The organism is Amycolatopsis sp. NPDC005003 (genome assembly GCF_053600695.1).
The window spans coordinates 120,127-136,505 of record NZ_JBSGAI010000029.1; the positions used below are offsets into that span (position 1 = coordinate 120,127).

Sequence of the window (16,379 nt, forward strand, 5' to 3'; positions counted from 1 at the left end):
GGTCAGGCTGCGAGCTGAGTTGCCGAAGTTTCCGCGCCCTCCCCTGGTGGTCCGGCGGCGGCGAGTAGCGCGCGGTCGTACTCGGCCTTCCACGTGATCCGCTCCGCGATCGCGCGCATGACCAGGTGTGGCCGGGGCGGGACCTGCGGGTCTCCCGGTTCGACCTTCCGCCAGACCAGCCGGGCCGGGTCGGGTTGCGGTTTCTCGATCCCGATCGCGGCCAACGCCTGCGCAACGAACGCCTTGCGGTCGGCTTTGTGGTCGTCGAGGGCCTTGCCTGACCACTTCCGGGAGACCAGCACCCGACGGCCGGGCAGCCCGAGCGTGGTTCGCCGGTGCGCCCGGCCCTTGCAGTGGCCCGGGGTGGTCTTGCTGCCCGCGCCCTTGGGCTGGACCCCGTACAGGAGCCAGACCGCGCAGCGCGGCGAGCACGGGGTAATCGACAGTTCGGCGTGGAGCCGGTCGTGGTGATCCCGCAGCCGCGCCGTGTCCGCCTCGACCACCTCACCGGTGGACTTGGTCAGGTACTTCGTGAGGTAGCCGATGTGGCGGCCGGCCTCTTCGGTGCCGCCGAGGATGCCCTTCGAGTGCACCTGCCGCCCGAACACGACGACGTGCGCGGGGTCCTCCACCTCGTCCACCGCGTCGTCCCAGGTAGTCAGCGGCTCACGGGTGTCCGGGTCCAGGAACGCCCGGGTGTCCGGGTCCCAGACCGGCAGCCGGTCCGTGTAGACGATCTGGTCGTGGTTGGGCCACCAGACCTGGTGATAGGTGGCTTCGGTGACCTGGCGGATGACGTCGTGCGGGATCGCCCCGCGGATCGCCGCGTGCAGGTGCGGAGCGGTCCGCTTCTGCGGCTCGACCGTCGCGAAGTACTGGGCATCCCAGCCGACGACGCGGCGCAGGTTCTGCCACCACCGATCCACCAACGCCGAAAAGTGCACCGCATCCCGAGCCGCCCGCCGGTAGTCATACCGGGACGGGTCCACCGGCGAGCCATCACCACGGACCGGCCCGTAGGTGTCACAGGTCAGCGTCACAAACATCGACGGCCGGAACTTCCCTGCAAACTCCCGGCCCACGGTGGTCTTCGCGACCTTCCGCCGAGGCAGGTTCGGCGCGTCCTGCCGACGACGCGTCGACCGCTTCACCGCCCGCTTGGTCGGGACGTCCAGGGCGGGCAGCCGACCCCGCATCCCGAGTTGCCGAAGTTCAGCGTCGACCCCGGCGACCTCCTCCCGCAGGTCTTCCGCCTCTGCCTGGTCGTGCTCGACCACCTCCCGGTACGCCGCGACGAGATCGGCGCGGTAGGTCAGCAGCTCCGTGTGTTCCTCCGAGGGCGGCTCAGCGGTGAGGACGGGTTCTTCGGTCATGTGCCAGCCCTCGCGGCACTGGGCCTGCCGAAGAGCCTTCGCCTTCCGCGCACACGGCAGGCACACCGACTCCACCGTGGACCCGCACGGGACGGGGACGTAGCGGAGTTCGCCGGTCTCGGTGTCGCCGACCTCCATCGTGAAGGGGCGGACGCAGACGCCGTGCTTCTCCGCCGTCGCCCGGATCACGTCCGCCGCGAGCGGTGTCCGCATCCGTTCGGCCCGCGTCCCAGAAGTGGCCGGCTGGGCCTGTTCCTGATCGGTCATTAGGCGGCCTCCTCCCCAGGGCTGGTCCATTGCCGGAGCTGGAACACGGGCATGTCCTGCCGGGCCCCGGCGGGCAGGTCCGGGAACACATCGGGGTCGAAGTGGACGCTGCTGTAGACCTCGATCGGGACACCGCACGGCGTCCGGCCGTTGACGGTCAGGTGCACACGGGTGCCGTCGGGGATGCGCCAGAGCGAGGCGGTCACCGCGTCGAGGGTGTTCGCCCAGCGCAGCAGGGCCCCGGCGACCTCGGGCAGGCCGTCGACGTCCAGTTGCACCGCGACCGGGCACGAGCGGGTACGGACGTTGACCGTGCAGACCGGCGGAAGCTGGTGCAGATCCAGGTGGTCCCGGATGGCGTCGAGGAAGACCATCAACTGGTTCACGCCGCCACCCCCTCGCCGCCGAGGACCGGGCGAGCCGTGCCGCCGTTGGTGACGTACTGCTCCAGCGCCTTCACGGTCTCGTCGGAGACCCACCCGGCGCGGACGCGCAGTGGTTCGCGGATGCCCTCGCCCCACACGAACCCCACCCCAGCCTCGCTGTCACCGATCCGGTTGGCCCACGCGCCTCGCTCGTAGGCGCCGTCGCCGAGGACCATGCCGACGTGCGTCTTCGAAGTCACCCGCAGGCAGACGCGGCGGGTGAACAGCTCCCGGACCGGGACGGTGTCCTTGGTCGGTTCCTGCACATACCCGCGGACCGAGATGTTCAGCGCGCGGCCCTGGGTGTTGAGCAGCGCGACCCGTTCGACGATCTGTTCACGGGTCTTGCGGTCGGTGTACTTGGTGAGCGCGCCGATCTCGTCGAACTCCAGCAGCTCCAGCGGGTACTCCGTCGACAGCGGGATCGTGCGGACCCGCCCGGCGAACTCGCGCTTGCGGGCTTCCATCTCCTCAACCAGGCCATCTAGGAGTTCGACCGCGTCCTTCCCGGAGACCGCGTAGCGGGTGAAGATCCCGCGTCCGTAGGCCAGTTCCATGCCCTTGGGGTCGATCCCGGACATGCGCACCAGCCCGGAGCGGATTGCCGGGGCGACCGCGACGAGCGGGCACCACATCACGCTGTTCTTTCCCGCACCCGAGGCGCCAGCGGTCAGGCAGTGTGCGCCGGAGCCGAGCAGCGGCACTCGCCAGTCGTGCCCGTACTCCGTGCGCCCGGCCCATACGCGCCTCAGGTCCACTGCCGACTGCCCCTCGGGAAGGGCCGGGGCCTGCACGAGGGCGGCCAGTTGGTCGCGGCGCTGGAAGTCGACCGAGACCACGTTCGGCTCCAGCTCCCGCACCTGACACCGCGCGACCTTCCGTGCCGAGGCCAGCGCACGGGCGGCGTCGTCGAAGTCCTCGGGCTTCTGGCCGGGCACGAGCCGAACCCGGACTTCATCCCACGACGGCCCGGACCGGACACCGAGGACCTTGGGCACCTGCACGCCGGACTGCCGAGCCGTCGCCCGGGACGCCTTCCGACGGCCGACCAGGTTGACCGTGACCTCGACCGGGAGGGCGGCGTCGCGGACGCTGAGGCCGCAGGCGTGCAGCCAGCCGGGCAGCTTGAGGTGATACACCGCCCAGCGGAGCCACCACGACCGCAGTGGCCGGCCGCACCACTGGTCGAACGAGGTCACGTCGAGCAGCCGCCACACGCCGAGCAGCAGCGCCAGGCCGCCGAGGTTCACGACGAGCCAGATCCAGCCGACCCAGACGCACCACAGGTAGACCGCGATCACCGTCAGCGAGGTGCGCCAGTGGATCACGACCTGGGAGAACAGCCAGAACACGACCTTGCACGTCCACCACAGGGCGACGAACACAACGACCATGGCGGCCAGGGCCTCCGCCATCGACGCCAACGCGCGCCCGATCTTCGCCAGGACCCACACGCCGAGGCCGAGCCCGGCCAGAGCGATCACCAGCATTCCGGGAGAGGTCATCGCCGCTCACCACCCAGCACCGCCGAGAGATCCAGCGGCAACGCGCCCAGACACGGGGCGCACTTGGTTTCGCCGGGCAGCAGCCGAGCGAACTTCTTGCATTCCGCGCAGCGCATCCGGGTGACCCCGGTTGACTGGCGTCGGTTGTCATCATTTATCGTCTGCATTGTTCACTTCTCCAGTGGACAGACGCAGAACCGGCGAAAAGGTTGGTAGCCACGAACCGGTTCTGCGTTCTAACGGTCAATCTGCAATACGCAAGGACGTGTTTGTTCGTCGCACGTCCCTCGTGCGAAAATTGTCGATATTCGGTTCTTCTTGTGGTAGTTAGTCCTGTGTAGCCTCGCCCTCCTTCCCGTAACCTGATTGCCACTCCGGCTTTTGCGTCAGCTTCTCGACTTGCCGTCTTTCGTAACCGGCCCAGTACAGCGCCTCCCAGCGGTGGCGCTGGTCCACTTCGGAGACCCGCTGGTACATAGCAGCGTTGGCCCGATGAAACTCGATCCAGACCGACAGGCCAGCGTCCCGCTCGGGTCGGAGAACGAACACCGCTTCCCGCGCGTCAGCCAGCGTCGCCGCCTCGCGATACGACTTGGCCACCGTGTCCGCTCCCATCAGGCCCGACCGGAGCTGCCACGCGCGCCGCCACCAGCGCCGCGAGGTCGTCCACGCCGTCGCGAAGCCGGAGAAGGAACGCCACGCAGGCCGGCCACTTGTCCACGTCCCCTGGCAGTACCAGAGACATCACCGATGTCGTTCCGGTCACGACCAGCATTGGCGGACTGGTCGGATGCGGTCCGGTCTCCTCCAGCGTCACCGGGTCCGAAGGCTCGACCGTCCACGTCACGCCGAACCCGTCGACTCGAAACCCCATCGCCCTCTGCCTTACTTGCCCAATCCTGTGCCAGTTCCGCGAACCCTTCGGCCGCCGATTCCAACGCCGCAACGCACCACCACGGCAGCCCGCGCGACTTCGCCAGTTCGTGCCATGCCTGCGCCACCCGCTGCGCCGCGTTCGACGTGTTCAGCGACGCCCCGGGCGACAGGACGCGTGTCGCGTGCTGCCATGCCGCCATGTAGTCGCCGTACGCCTGCTCCCACGCCCGGACCAGCTCTTGAAACGTCCTGGCGTCGCGAACCGGCCCGGACGTGTTCGCCCCGCTCACGCCGCCTTCGCCGCCCCTTCGCCACCAGACGTCGACCGCGTACCCTTCGTGCCCGAGCCGCTGGCCGCCGCCTTGAACCCGGTCGCCCGGAAGACGTAGGACTGGTACTTGAACTCGCCCTGCCCGGCGACCTTCGGCTCTGCCGTCAACCCCTCCAGCTCGATCGGCCGCATCCCCGGCAACACCTCGGACGTCGGCGGGACCGGCTGAACATCCGCCAGCAACGTGATTTCGAAAGACGCGCGCTTCGCCTTCGTCTCGTCCGGGTCGGTGACAGTCACCTTCCACTGCCGCTTTCCGGTCACCTCGTCCACCCGCTGCCGAGCCGGACGACCGGCCGTCCTGTCCTCGCGGGACTGATATTCGTTGTCCGGCGAGACCTCGCCGACCATGACCAAACCCTGAGCGAAGGCGTCGTCGAACTCGATCGGGAAACGGAAACCCTTGTAAATAGCCATTTTTAGCCCCTGCTGTGTCTGTTGTGGATTCTGAAATCAGTCGCGCTCACCTGGCGCGGTGTCGTCGACCGCGCTGGACCACTGCTGTTCGAGGGAAGAGGAATACGACCGGGTACGGTTCTGGACCTCGCACCAGTCACCGAACTCATTCGCGGCAACGGCCAGACTGCGCGCGAACCGCGCCGTGTCCATCAGTCCGCCGATGCGGGCGGGCACTTGGATGATGAACGAAGCCTCTTCGCTGCCCGCTACGAGTTGGCGAACACCCGGTGATGGTGAAACCACCGCCGCGCCGTAGCCGACGAGGGGCTGAATCACCACGTGAATGCCCATCTGCACTCCCGATGTCTCGGTCTCGGCGTGCCCGGTCGGGCGCGCTGGAACCAGGAGACACCCGGTTACGTGGATCACCCCGGACAAACTGTCCGGGTAGGTGCGACAGGGGGCTAGCGCAAGGGGGAGACGGCCGTATTCACGGCGTCGAGTACGGCTGACCAGGGCAGTTCCCGCCCCGGTGCACTCCGCGGCTCGTGGAGCGGCCAGACGTCATCACCGTAGACGAGGTGCACGCCCGCGCGGCGCAGCGCCTCAATGTGCATGTCCCAGGACGGGTGACGAGCGTGCGCGGCGTTCACACGCGGGAAGACGACGACCGGCAGGTTCCGGGTCCCGATTGCCTCGTTGACCTGCGTGAGTGCCTGGTTGTCGGCGATGCCGAGGGCCAGCTTGGCGACCATGTTCGCCGAGGCCGGAGCCACCAGGTAGACATCCGGCGCCGGGTGCGGGCTGGTGCCGCTGGGCGACCGTGGCTCGACCCGGACCGGGTAGCCGGTGACCTCTTCGATTTCGGCGAGACCTCCGGACTCGGCCAGCCAGCGGCCGGCGGTCGGAGTCAAGGTCACTGCGACTGTCCAGCCGTCCTGTTGGGCGGGCTTGATCAGCCGGGGCACCAGGTCTTCGACGCCGCCAGCGCCCGAGCCGACCAGACCGAGAACACGCGAGCTCATCCGCTACCTCACCGCGCCGCAGCGCTCAGCCAGGGCGAGCAGCAGCGACGACTTCTTGCCGCCCGTCGCCGGGGCACGCCGGTACATCGACCGCACGACCTCGCGGACCAGCGTGCTGTGTCGAACGATCGTCGGTGCCTTCTGCTCCGCCTCCAGGAGGGTCTGAAGAGCCTCTTCGTCCTTCGCGACCAGGCTCAGCGCGCGGGCGAAGTCGATCAGGTGTGTTACCTGTCGCTCGACCGGTAGGTGGTCGACGTTGATCCGGGGCGCGGACTCGATCACCTGCGAGATGTCGCCCAGGTCGAGCGCGGCCGAGAGCCGGTGCAGCTCGACGTTCGCCGGGCCGAACCCGGTCTGCCAGTAGTTCGCGTCCACCCCGAGCTGATCAGCCGCGCGGCCCGCGTGCGACAGCAGTTCGTTCGCCGTCGATCGGTCCTGGTGCCGGGCCGCAGCGACGGCCGTCCGGAGGTAGAGCATCCCGTACAGGCTCAGCGCCGCCGGATCACCGGCCGCCATCCTCGGGAGCAGCCACTTTGCTGCAACGTCGCCCAGCTCAAGGGCGTCGTCGAACCGGCCGACGGCTAGCAGCGCGTGCGTGCCTGAACGGGCAGCCGAGGCCAGGACCAGCGGGTCATCCGCTTCGTCTGCCGCTTGCATGGCTCGTTCGGCCGCGATCCAGGCGAGGTCGGCCTCGCCAATCTTGCTGAGCGTCGTCGCGGCCAGGTGATGCACCCGCGCGGACACCGCTGCACACGCCCGCCGGTACGTCGCGTCATCCGCCGACGCTGCTTCCATCTTCTGAGTGGTCTTGATCAGCCCAGGGAGAGCGGTCACCACGCGGCCGAGGTCGCCCCTTTGGTAGCTCGACCAGGCACCTTCCACCAGCTGCGCTACCGGCGCCGGATCGATGTACTCAGGCGACATCGACGAGGAGAACAACGTCCGAGACAACCGCCGAGGGGCCATCAGCGCGTCACGGATGGCCGGGACATCGTCGTTCTCGTCCTGGTCCTCCAGGAGGACGGGTTCGCCGAGGAGGTCACCCAGCGTGACACGCAGCCCGCGCGCTACGTCGGCGAGCACGTCCAACCTGCGGATATCGCGCTCACCACGCTCGATCTTGCTCAGCCAGTCCTCGGACCGGCCCACCAGGTCAGCCAACACCGCTTGCGACAGGCCGCGCCGCCGCCGGTAGAAGGCAATACGCTCCCCGATGCTGAGCTGATCACCCGCACCACGCATGCCTTCAGGGTAACAGGAGTCAGGAGTGGGTGAACTTGTGGAATGGGTGATGCCTTCGCAGGGCAAAAATCTCTGCGGCATGACTGATGATCTTCTGATTCATACGAGTCGTCCCCGACTTCCGGATATGATTACCTTCTGTGCCAAGAATTGCAATAATAGGATGTCGTGGTGCAGACTGTCTGCTTCTGCGCCAGTCGGCAGAAGTGCTTTAAGGTGGGCGCCCTCGCTGCCTTCCTTGTTGTGAACTATTCGACAGCGGATTGTGTAGACGCGTTCTGCAACCTGCTGTAGTAGGCGATCGCGCTCGGCTAGTACTAGTTTTTTCGTGCCAATAATTTTTGTGGTTTTAGTGAAGAATTCCTCTCGTGTGCCGTCGGCTGAGATATAGGTGCGCAGGTCGTTGTTGTCTGCGCATGCTTCGAGTGTTATGCGAAGCTGTTCTCTTTCTGAAAGTCCACCTCTCTTGGTGCCATTTGCGATCGAGGCCAAGTCCTGTAGGCTCGCATCGTCTTCGGAGTCAAATCGAGGATCGCGCAACTTGAGGCGTAGCTTTCGTAAGATTTCTGAATTGGAGAACGATGGAAAGAAGAACTCAATGGCCTGGTAAAATGCCAGGTATTGAAGAAGCGGCATCCCAATTGCTGATCGCGCATAGAAGTACAGGGATACCGGTTGCTCTGCGTAAGAGTTGGCTAGCGGTCTAAGTGTGGACTGGCCGGTCGGGGTATTTGTCCGGATGCCAGAGCGGACTCTTCGACGCGCCAGACTGAGGCTCATGTCGAATTGTAAGTCTAGTTCAAAAAAGAGTGCTGACGAGAAGCGTTCAAGTACGGCTAGTGCATCGTCGTGTCGGTCAGTTTGCAGGCCGGTTATATAAAGACTCATAGATCCCGGGCGCATCTGAAATATGTCGCCCAGGGCGCCGAGTTCGAAATTTGCTCTCTGGAGCTGAATGCTTAATGGGCTGTACTTCGTCTTAATGGGCAGCCGCCAATCGCGACGTAGGCGTTCGCGAAGATCCTCGCTGACCTCTTCTTCGGGTTGCGCCGCAGTGCTGGTTTCAAGCGCAACATCGTCGTCGATTACTACGCCGGGGAGATGTGCGGGATGAGGCACCGTCGGAAGTCGCGAGAATGGGTTCAATAAAGCTTCAAGAATACCTATCGAGCGATTGTAGTAGGCGACATAGTCGCCGAGTATGACCCAGTTGTCAAAGGAGCCGGCAAGGAGCCTTTGGGCGCGCTCTGGCGTAACGTAAACTCGTCGACTCCCTCGGCCATTTGGAAGATCGATAAACAACACTCCTTCCTGTTTTTGGTCAGCTCCTCGTTTGGTCTGAAGTATATACTTTATCTCTTTGATCTCGGCTACCCGTAAGACCTCGTCGCGTTCGTCGCCAAAAGAAAAGTTCGAAGTTGGCTCACGCTTTTCTTCGTTGGGCAATTTTCTATCCCTTGATGCTGGTCGCTGCCGAACTTGGCTCTATGGGATCAAGGCGCCGCCGTCGGCGGCGCGCACATCACCACCCGTGCGGCGGGCCTGCCCGAGTGCGACACGGACGGCCTGCCGCTCCGCTCCGGCCGCCGGTCGCCGGGCAGCCCGCCGAGAGGCCGGCTGCGTACGCGCGCCGCCGACTGCAGATTGAGCCGATGAGCTGCATAAGGCAAAGAACGTCGCCGAGTCGATCAGTGTTACGCCGAGCCGCTCGACGGCGATGGCCGCTCCCTCGCAGGCGATCGTTTAACACCGGCCCGCCGCCATCAAGGGCGCCTACGGCGTCGCTCCGCGATGAGCTGCGCTCACCCTTGACACCGACGACCCGGCGCTAAGCGCGGCAGGGGCGAGGACGACGGGGGCGGACAGCCACCGCGCTACCTGCCTCGCCGACGCCGACCAGCCGGAGGAGTGCCGACCATGAGGCAGCCGAGCCGCCGACGCAGCCCCAATCAGGGCGCACTGTGGAGCCGCTTCCAGCTCATCGACTGGCAAGCCCGAGCAGTTGGACATGGCGAAACCCCCAACGTCGCCAGGCCGTCTACAGGCCGTCGGACGTCGGGGAAGGCCAAGATCCGCCGAGAAGTGTTGAGACGGGTTCACGCAGCTCAGAGGCTGTTTTCGGCCATGATCGCCAGATCGGCTCAGATCAGCCGTTAGATCACGCAGATCTACGAAGGCACCAACCAGATCCAGAAGGTCGTCATGGCTCGGGCTCTGCTGAAGGGCTGATATCTGCGGCTTCGCTGGATCCGGGCTTCTGGATTTGGGTTTCGCAACCCCGAAGCTGTCATTGTGACTACGGCCGGTGGCATTGTGTCAAGGCGGGAAAGCGTGCCTTGACACAATGCCGCCGGCCGTGTTTTGGCTTCGGATCGGGGTTGCGGGGGTCTGGGTTGCGGTGTGTGTGTGTGGGGGTGTCCCTATGTGGTTGTCAAGCCGCTGCGGGGACGGGGGTGGGTTCGGGGTGTCGGTAGTGGGTGCCGTTGCGGAGCATCGCGTAGAGGACGTCGCAGCGTCGGCGGGCCAGGCAGATCAGCGCGGCGTTGTGTTTCTTGCCCTCAGCTCGTTTCCGGTCGTAGTAGGTCCGGCTGACCGGGTCGGACAGGGCGGCGAAGGCGGCGAGGAAGAAGGCGCGCTTGAGCTGGCGGTTGCCGGTCCTCGCGGGGTGTTCGCCCTTGATCGACGTGCCGGAGCTGCGGGTGACCGGGGCGATCCCGGCGTAGGCCGCCAGATGCCCGGAGCTGGCGAAGTTCGAGGCGTCGCCGACTTCGAGCAGGATGCGGGCTGCGGTCCTGACGCCGATGCCGGGCATCGAGGTCAGGACCCCGGCAAGAGGGTGCGCATCAAGGATTCCCTCGACCTGCTCGGCAACCTGTTTCCGCTGCAGGAGAACGGTCTTCAGGCTGTCGGCCAGCCTGGGCAGCACGGTGTCCGCGGCCGCGGTGCCCGGAACCGTGACGGTCTGCTCGGCCAGCGCGGCCATGATCGCCTCGACCAGTTTGTCGCCGAGACGGGGCGCGTGGGCCTTGGCGATCGCGGTCAGTTTGCGGCGGCCGGCCTTGGCGATGCCGGTCGGGCCGCCGCAGCGGGAGAGGATTTCCAGCACCGCCGGATGCGAGATCCGCGGTCCGATCGCGTGCTCGAGAGCGGGGTGGATGCCGGTGAGCAGCCCGCGGATTCGGTTGCTGATCCGGGTGGCTTCGGCGGCCAGGTCGTCGTCGAACCCGACCAGCACCTCCAGTTCGGCCAGGGCGTCGTCTCCGACGTCGACCGGGCGCAGGGTGTGGGGCAGGGTTCGGGCGGCGTCGGCGATGATGAACGCGTCCCGGGCGTCGGTTTTGGCTCGGCCGGGGTAGAGGTCGGCGATGCGGCGCATCGCCAGCCCGGGCAGATAAGCCACCTGATGCCCGGCCGCGCGGGCAACCGCGACCGGCAACGCCCCGATCGTGGCCGGTTGATCGACCACGACCAGCAGCGGTCCGTGGGCGGCGAGCTTGTCGAACAGGGCCCTCAGCTTAGGTTCGGTGTTGGGCAGCGGGCCGTCGTGCAGCCGGTTGCCGTCGGGGTCCAAGCCGACGGCGTGGTGGTTGTCCTTGCCGACGTCCAGGCCGAGAAACACGCTGAAGCTGCTGCTCATCCACCAAGCCGTTTCGTTCGTCGCGTCGTGGTCACCGGGTGGGGCATCGATGGCCGGCACCCACGTTACGACGAGACCTACCAAGCTGGTGGCCGTGTCCCTATTCAGCGGTCCCTCGATGCCACCAGACCCGGTGACACCACCCCCCGGATCATGGGTTCGACTGGGGGCGCAAGTCATGCCGGGCCTGGTAACCACAGCTCCTTGATCAGGAACTACGAAAACGGTAACGGGGGGGGGTGGGTTTTGAGGTTGCGTTTTGGGGGTGGGGGGAAACTCGCCTTTTCGGGGTGGTTTCGGCTGCCTTTGGAGGTGGCTCCGGCTCGCCCTTCCCTTTGCCCGGCTATCGCCGCTGGGGGTGTTCTTCCGCTTTCCATGCCGTGAGGATCAGGAGGGCGTCGTGGCTCGGGGTGTCCTGCTCTGCCGTCAGGACCATCAGGCGCTGGCCTGAGCCGTCCGGGCTTGCCCATGTGTCGCAGTCCAACGTCAGCTTGCCCACCAGGGGGTGGTTGTACCTCTTGGTGCCGTACGTCGCGCTGTTCACGTGGTGCTCCGCCCACCACCTCCGGAAGTCCGGGTCCTGGACGGACAGGTCTCCCACCGGGCCAGGTCGGGGTCGCCCGCGTCGGTCGCCGCCTCCATGCGTAGGGCCGCCACCGCTTCGCGGGCATCGTGGCTCCAGTTCTCGTGGAGTTCTCGGACCGCCGGGTTCGTGAACAGCAGGCGCAGGTAATTGCGCCGGTTCGGTGGGAGCACCTCGAAATCCGTGAAGAGGGCCGTTGCCGCCTTGTTCCAGGCCAGGATGTCCAGGCGCTTGCCCAGGACCAGCGCCGGGGTTCCGGTGAGCTGGTTCAGCAACCTGCGCATCGCCGGGCGGACGCGCTGCGGGGTACTGCGCCTGCGGGGGAGGGCGTCGGCTCGGCCCGCCAGCTCGTACAGGTACCGCTGCTGGTCTTCGTCCAGGCGCAACGCCCTGGCCAAGGTGATCAGCACCGGAGCCGACGCCCGGACGCGGCCCTGCTCCAAGCGTGTGTAGTAGTCCACGCTGATCGCCGCCAGCAGGGCCACCTCCTCGCGGCGGAGGCCGGCCACCCGGCGGGGCGCGGCCGGCTCGGGGAGCCCGCAATCCTGCGGGCTCAGCTGGGCTCGGCGGGCCCTGAGGTACGCGCCCAGCGCCCGGGGATCGGAATCCGGCGTCATGCCTCCAGTGTCCCCGGCGCGGGACACCGCACAGGGGGCAGGTTCTTTCCCAGGCAGAAACCTGTCTCTCCCGCCCTGGCCGGAACCGGCGGACTGTGGTGGAGCAACCAAGCCGCCACCTCTCGAGGAGCTCCTCCCATGACCAGGACCACCGTCCGGTTCGACAGCGCCGGTCTTTCGCTCGCCGCCCACCTCCACACGCCGGACCGGGCGGGCGCCGGGCCGTGGCCGGCGCTCGTCGTCGGGCATCCCGGGACCGGGGTCAAAGAGCAGACCGCCGGGACCTACGCCCGGCTGATGGCGGAACGCGGCTTCGTCACCCTCGCCTTCGACGCCGCCTACCAAGGCGAGTCCGAGGGCCTGCCCCGCGGGCTGGAAGACCCCGCCCAGCGCGTCGAGGACTTCAAGGCCGCCGTCTCCTTCCTCGCCACCCGGGAGGAGGTCGATGCCGGCCGCGTCGGGCTGCTCGGCATCTGCGCCTCCGGGGGCTACTCGCTCGCCGCCACCGGGGGTGACCCGCGGGTGCGGGCCGTTGCCACCGTCTCCGGGGCCGACGTCGCCCGGCAGTTCCGGTACGGCGCCGACGGCACCCAGGACCCGGCCGTCTTCCAGGGGCTGCTCGAGCTCGCCGGCCAGGCTCGGACCGCCGCCGCGCGCGGGGAGGATCCCGGGGTCATGACCATGTTTCCCGAGACCGCCGCGCAGGCCGGGGCACTCGGCGGCGAACACGGTGTCGAGGGCTTCGAGTACTACTGCACCCCGCGGGGCGAGCACGACCGGTCCGCGAAGTTCCTCGCCTGGCCGAGCGTCGACAAGCTCGCCTCGTTCGACGCCTTCCACGCCGTCCCGCTCATCGCGCCGCGCCCGCTGCTCCAGATCGTCGGTACCCGCGCCGTCACGTCCTGGATGGCCGTCGAGGCCCACCAGCGCGCCACCGGCCCCAAGGAACTCCACTGGATCGAGGGCGCGAGCCACGTCGACCTCTACGACAAGAAGGAGTACATCGACCCCGCCGTCGACAAGCTCGCCGACTACTTCCACGCCGCGCTCGCCAGTCGAAAATGACCCACAAGGGGGAGTGTCCGAACAAGTTACCCGCGCGTTAAGTCGTCGGTGACGCGGATCACCATCGGTTCACAGAGAGGTGAAGCGGATGGGCGCAACGACGCGCAGGTGGCTCACGGCCGCCGCCACGGTGGCGGCACTCGTGCTGGGGACAGGGGCCGCTCAGGCCGCGGAAGCGGAACCGACCGGGCCCGTGCAGCCCAACATCCTCACCGCCGCCCTCTACTCGCTCGGCGCGCCCACCATCGCGCCACCGGGGGCGAACGACTGGAACTGCCGGCCGGGGGCGCGGCACCCCAACCCCGTTCTCCTCTCCAACGGCACCACCGCCAACGCCTACGAGAACTGGGCGAACCTGTCCCGCAAGCTGGCCGACGCCGGCTACTGCGTCTTCGCCGGGAACTTCGGCGGCGCGCCCGGCTCCTTCCTGCAGACCGTCGGGCCCGTCGCCGACACCGCGAAAGCGCTTGCCGCTTTCGGGGACCGGATCCTCGCGGCCACCGGGGCGGCGAAGCTCGACGTCGTCGGGCATTCGCAGGGCGGGATGAACATCCGGTACTGGATCAAGTACCTCGGCGGCGCGGACAAGATCAGCAGGCTCGTCGGGCTGTCGCCGTCCAACCACGGGACCGATCTGTTCGGGCTGCTGAGCACCCTCGAGCGGATCCCCGGTGTCCCGGCCGCGCTCGGGACCGTCTGCCAGGCCTGCAACGAGCAGGCCGTCGGCTCGGACTTCCTCACCGACCTCAACGGCGGCGGCGAAACCGTGCCCGGCGTCCAGTACACCGTCATCCAGACCCGCTACGACGACGTGGTGACGCCGTACCGCAGCGCCTTCCTCGCGGCCGCGCCCAACGTCCGGAACATCCTGCTCCAGGACGTCTGCGGGCTCGACTTCACCGATCACCTCGGCATCACCTACGACCCCGTCGCCCAGGGACTGGTGCTCAACGCGCTGGATCCCGCGCACGCCACGACACCGCCCTGCGTCTTTGTGCCGCCCGTCATCTCCTGAATTTCGCCACATGAGACATAACCCACCGCCGGGGCGGATTTCCGCTCCGGCGGTGTCACCCTCGAAGCATGTACTGGCCGGTTCCGGCGTCCTGGACGCCCCACGACGAAGCCGAGCTGGTCGCCGGCTGGCGGCTGTGGCTCGAGCTGTCCGATCGCGCCTGGCCGACCGCCGCCTGGGACGGCACCCCGGCCGGCGCCGTCCGCCAGCTGCGTGACCTGCTCGCCGCGTGCGACGAGATCGAAACCGCTTACCGCGCGGCCGCCGACGTGCCGTCGCCCGGGTTCCTGAGCCTGACCCAAGGCCTCGCCGTCACGGCGGGCTCGGCCATCTCGCTGTGGTTCGACGACTTCGACCAGCTCGACGGCGAGCGCGCGGCCCTGCTGCACGAGGACCTCGCCCGGTTCGCCGAGCAGGCGGAGCAGGTGCTGACGCTGCTCGCCGTCAACGGCGGCTGGACCGGCCTCGACGAGGTGCGGCGCCGCCCCGCCTGAAGTGGTGCACTCGCGCGATCGTCCCGGGCACAGCAAGTGATTAGGCCGGTTGGCCCAGCGGATCAAGGCCGGGCATGGGTACTCCAGCTGGCATGAACCGGACAGAGGCCACCGCCGAACGAGGCGAGAAGAGCAACACCGCGCAAGTGCTCGGCCGCGCCGGCATGGCGTGCTACGGGGTCGTGCACCTGGTCATCGCCTACCTCGCCTTGCAGGTCGCCTTCGGCGACAGCGAGCAGGCCGACCAGAAGGGTGCCCTGCAGCAGATCGGCTCCACGGCCTTCGGCCAGGTGCTGCTCTGGATCGTCGCCGTGGGCCTGATCCTGTTCGGGCTCTGGCAGTTCCTGATGGCTGCCACCGGGTACGAGTGGGTCAGCGGCGGCAAGCGGACGCGCAAGCGGATCGGCGCGGCCGCGCGCGGCGTCGTGGTGATCCTCCTGGGCATCACCGCCATCCGCATCGCCACCGGCAGCGGGGGCGGCGGGTCCAGCAACCAGAAGCAGCAGGAGTTCACCGCCGAACTGCTCAAGCTGCCGGCCGGGCCGGCGCTGGTCGTGCTCGCCGCCGCGGGCGTTCTCGGCGTCGCCATCGCGGCGGCCGTCAAGGGCGCGAAGAAGAAGTTCCTCGAGGACCTGAACACGACGGAGCTGCCGGGCAAGACCAAGCGCTGGATCGGCTGGATCGGCACCACGGGTTACCTCGCCAAGGCTGTCGTCTTCGCCATCGTCGCGATCCTGCTGGCCATCGCCGGGTTCACGGCCGACCCGAACAAGGCGGGCGGGCTCGATGCCGCGCTCAAGACGCTCTCCGCCCAGCCCTTCGGCACCGTGCTGCTGATCGTCGTGGCCCTTGGCCTCGCCGCGTTCGGCGTGTACTGCTTCGGTGCGGCCCGGGCGCACAAGCGCTGAAGCGTGGCTGTCGGTTTCCTGTCGATCACCGTCCGGAGCTCGGATCGGGGTGCCGGGTGCCCTACTTTGGGTCGGGTCAGTTGAATATTCACCTACCCGGGAGCTGAAACCGATGTTCGGACGATTCAAGGACGTGGCCCTGTTGCTGGGGAGGATCGGCGTCGCGGTCGTCTTCCTCGCGCACGGGCTCCAGAAGTGGAACAACGGCATCGACCGCACGGCGAAGTTCTTCGAGATGACGGGCATCCCGCTGCCCACAGCCGCCGCGATCTTCGCGATCACCGTCGAAATCCTCGGCTCGATCGCCTTCATCGTCGGCTTCCTGCTGCCGCTCGTCGGCATCGGCTACGTCGTGATCTCGGTGGGTGCGCTGCTGTCGGTGCACATCGACAACGGCCTGACCGGCCAGGGCGGCTACGAACTGGTCCTGGTGCTGGCGCTCGCCGGGCTCGCCCTCGGCTTCAACGGCGGCCGGCTCTCGCTCGACCACCTGCTGTGGGGCCGCAAGCGCGCTCGCCGCAACGCCGAGGTCGGCGAACTGCAGAACGCCTGATTCCCCAGTCTGCCGCGGCCCTCGTGAGTGGTAATTCGGGTTAGAACCCGAATTACCACTCACG

The 16,379-nt window shown here is 67.5% G+C and carries 15 protein-coding genes and 1 pseudogene; 5 read left to right on the plus strand and 11 right to left on the minus strand.

Annotated features, from left to right (window positions below):
• Positions 1-2 precede the first annotated feature (2 nt).
• The 11 genes and pseudogenes from ACWED2_RS30260 to ACWED2_RS30310 all read right to left on the minus strand — a co-directional run bounded on the left by ACWED2_RS30260 (position 3) and on the right by ACWED2_RS30310 (position 12,529).
• Positions 3-1,640, minus strand: a complete 1,638-nt coding sequence (locus ACWED2_RS30260; RefSeq protein ID WP_449693895.1) for a replication initiator — start codon at positions 1,638-1,640, stop codon at positions 3-5.
• The gene (locus ACWED2_RS30265; protein WP_449693896.1) at positions 1,640-2,026 is read right to left on the minus strand and encodes a hypothetical protein; all 387 of its coding nucleotides are present in this window, start codon (positions 2,024-2,026) and stop codon (positions 1,640-1,642) included. The genes ACWED2_RS30260 and ACWED2_RS30265 overlap by 1 nt, the downstream gene beginning before the upstream one ends.
• Positions 2,023-3,570, minus strand: coding sequence for an FtsK/SpoIIIE domain-containing protein (locus tag ACWED2_RS30270; RefSeq protein WP_449693897.1), 1,548 nt, complete (start codon positions 3,568-3,570; stop codon positions 2,023-2,025). Before ACWED2_RS30270 ends, ACWED2_RS30265 begins: the two co-directional genes overlap by 4 nt.
• Positions 3,571-3,897: 327 nt before the next feature.
• Positions 3,898-4,170, minus strand: coding sequence for an AMED_5909 family protein (locus ACWED2_RS30275; RefSeq protein ID WP_449693898.1), 273 nt, complete (start codon positions 4,168-4,170; stop codon positions 3,898-3,900).
• Positions 4,171-4,732: 562 nt separating this feature from the next.
• Positions 4,733-5,194: a hypothetical protein gene (locus ACWED2_RS30280; protein ID WP_449693899.1), complete on the minus strand. Its 462-nt coding sequence runs from the start codon at positions 5,192-5,194 to the stop codon at positions 4,733-4,735.
• Positions 5,195-5,230: 36 nt separating this feature from the next.
• On the minus strand, positions 5,231-5,527 hold the full coding sequence (locus ACWED2_RS30285) for a hypothetical protein (protein WP_449693900.1): 297 nt from the start codon (positions 5,525-5,527) through the stop codon (positions 5,231-5,233).
• 113 nt (positions 5,528-5,640) lie between these two features.
• Entirely contained in the window at positions 5,641-6,201 is a 561-nt protein-coding gene (locus tag ACWED2_RS30290; protein ID WP_449693901.1) for a flavoprotein, read from the minus strand.
• A gap of 3 nt (positions 6,202-6,204) precedes the next feature.
• On the minus strand, positions 6,205-7,443 hold the full coding sequence (locus ACWED2_RS30295) for a helix-turn-helix domain-containing protein (protein WP_449693902.1): 1,239 nt from the start codon (positions 7,441-7,443) through the stop codon (positions 6,205-6,207).
• A gap of 99 nt (positions 7,444-7,542) precedes the next feature.
• Entirely contained in the window at positions 7,543-8,889 is a 1,347-nt protein-coding gene (locus tag ACWED2_RS30300) for a hypothetical protein (RefSeq protein WP_449693903.1), read from the minus strand.
• A gap of 985 nt (positions 8,890-9,874) precedes the next feature.
• Entirely contained in the window at positions 9,875-11,080 is a 1,206-nt protein-coding gene (locus ACWED2_RS30305; protein WP_449693904.1) for an IS110 family transposase, read from the minus strand.
• Positions 11,081-11,423: 343 nt separating this feature from the next.
• Positions 11,424-12,529 (minus strand): annotated as a pseudogene (locus ACWED2_RS30310) (helix-turn-helix domain-containing protein).
• Here ACWED2_RS30310 and ACWED2_RS30315 point away from each other — a divergent pair.
• From ACWED2_RS30315 to ACWED2_RS30335, 5 genes are all read left to right on the plus strand, one after another.
• Positions 12,419-13,345 (plus strand): alpha/beta hydrolase, encoded by a 927-nt coding sequence (locus ACWED2_RS30315; RefSeq protein ID WP_449693905.1) that lies wholly within the window; start codon positions 12,419-12,421, stop codon positions 13,343-13,345. The pseudogene ACWED2_RS30310 and the gene ACWED2_RS30315 overlap by 111 nt on opposite strands.
• A gap of 88 nt (positions 13,346-13,433) precedes the next feature.
• Positions 13,434-14,360: an esterase/lipase family protein gene (locus ACWED2_RS30320; protein WP_449693906.1), complete on the plus strand. Its 927-nt coding sequence runs from the start codon at positions 13,434-13,436 to the stop codon at positions 14,358-14,360.
• A 68-nt stretch (positions 14,361-14,428) separates the two neighbouring features.
• Positions 14,429-14,854 carry a hypothetical protein gene (locus tag ACWED2_RS30325; RefSeq protein ID WP_449693907.1) on the plus strand — a complete coding sequence of 142 codons (426 nt, stop codon included), beginning with the start codon at positions 14,429-14,431 and terminating at the stop codon, positions 14,852-14,854.
• Between the two features lie 92 nt (positions 14,855-14,946).
• The gene (locus ACWED2_RS30330; protein ID WP_449693908.1) at positions 14,947-15,762 is read left to right on the plus strand and encodes a DUF1206 domain-containing protein; all 816 of its coding nucleotides are present in this window, start codon (positions 14,947-14,949) and stop codon (positions 15,760-15,762) included.
• A gap of 112 nt (positions 15,763-15,874) precedes the next feature.
• The gene (locus ACWED2_RS30335; RefSeq protein ID WP_449693909.1) at positions 15,875-16,315 is read left to right on the plus strand and encodes a DoxX family protein; all 441 of its coding nucleotides are present in this window, start codon (positions 15,875-15,877) and stop codon (positions 16,313-16,315) included.
• The last annotated feature ends 64 nt before the right edge of the window (positions 16,316-16,379 follow it).

Coding starts and splice junctions, on each gene's coding strand:
- ACWED2_RS30305 (WP_449693904.1), bottom strand. CDS start 11,080: ATGAGCAGCAGCTTCAGCGTGTTTCTCGGCCTGGACGTCGGCAAGGAC.
- ACWED2_RS30320 (WP_449693906.1), top strand. CDS start 13,434: ATGGGCGCAACGACGCGCAGGTGGCTCACGGCCGCCGCCACGGTGGCG.
- ACWED2_RS30335 (WP_449693909.1), top strand. CDS start 15,875: ATGTTCGGACGATTCAAGGACGTGGCCCTGTTGCTGGGGAGGATCGGC.
- ACWED2_RS30285 (WP_449693900.1), bottom strand. CDS start 5,527: ATGGGCATTCACGTGGTGATTCAGCCCCTCGTCGGCTACGGCGCGGCG.
- ACWED2_RS30260 (WP_449693895.1), bottom strand. CDS start 1,640: ATGACCGATCAGGAACAGGCCCAGCCGGCCACTTCTGGGACGCGGGCC.
- ACWED2_RS30280 (WP_449693899.1), bottom strand. CDS start 5,194: ATGGCTATTTACAAGGGTTTCCGTTTCCCGATCGAGTTCGACGACGCC.
- ACWED2_RS30325 (WP_449693907.1), top strand. CDS start 14,429: ATGTACTGGCCGGTTCCGGCGTCCTGGACGCCCCACGACGAAGCCGAG.
- ACWED2_RS30295 (WP_449693902.1), bottom strand. CDS start 7,443: ATGCGTGGTGCGGGTGATCAGCTCAGCATCGGGGAGCGTATTGCCTTC.
- ACWED2_RS30315 (WP_449693905.1), top strand. CDS start 12,419: ATGACCAGGACCACCGTCCGGTTCGACAGCGCCGGTCTTTCGCTCGCC.
- ACWED2_RS30290 (WP_449693901.1), bottom strand. CDS start 6,201: ATGAGCTCGCGTGTTCTCGGTCTGGTCGGCTCGGGCGCTGGCGGCGTC.
- ACWED2_RS30270 (WP_449693897.1), bottom strand. CDS start 3,570: ATGACCTCTCCCGGAATGCTGGTGATCGCTCTGGCCGGGCTCGGCCTC.
- ACWED2_RS30330 (WP_449693908.1), top strand. CDS start 14,947: ATGAACCGGACAGAGGCCACCGCCGAACGAGGCGAGAAGAGCAACACC.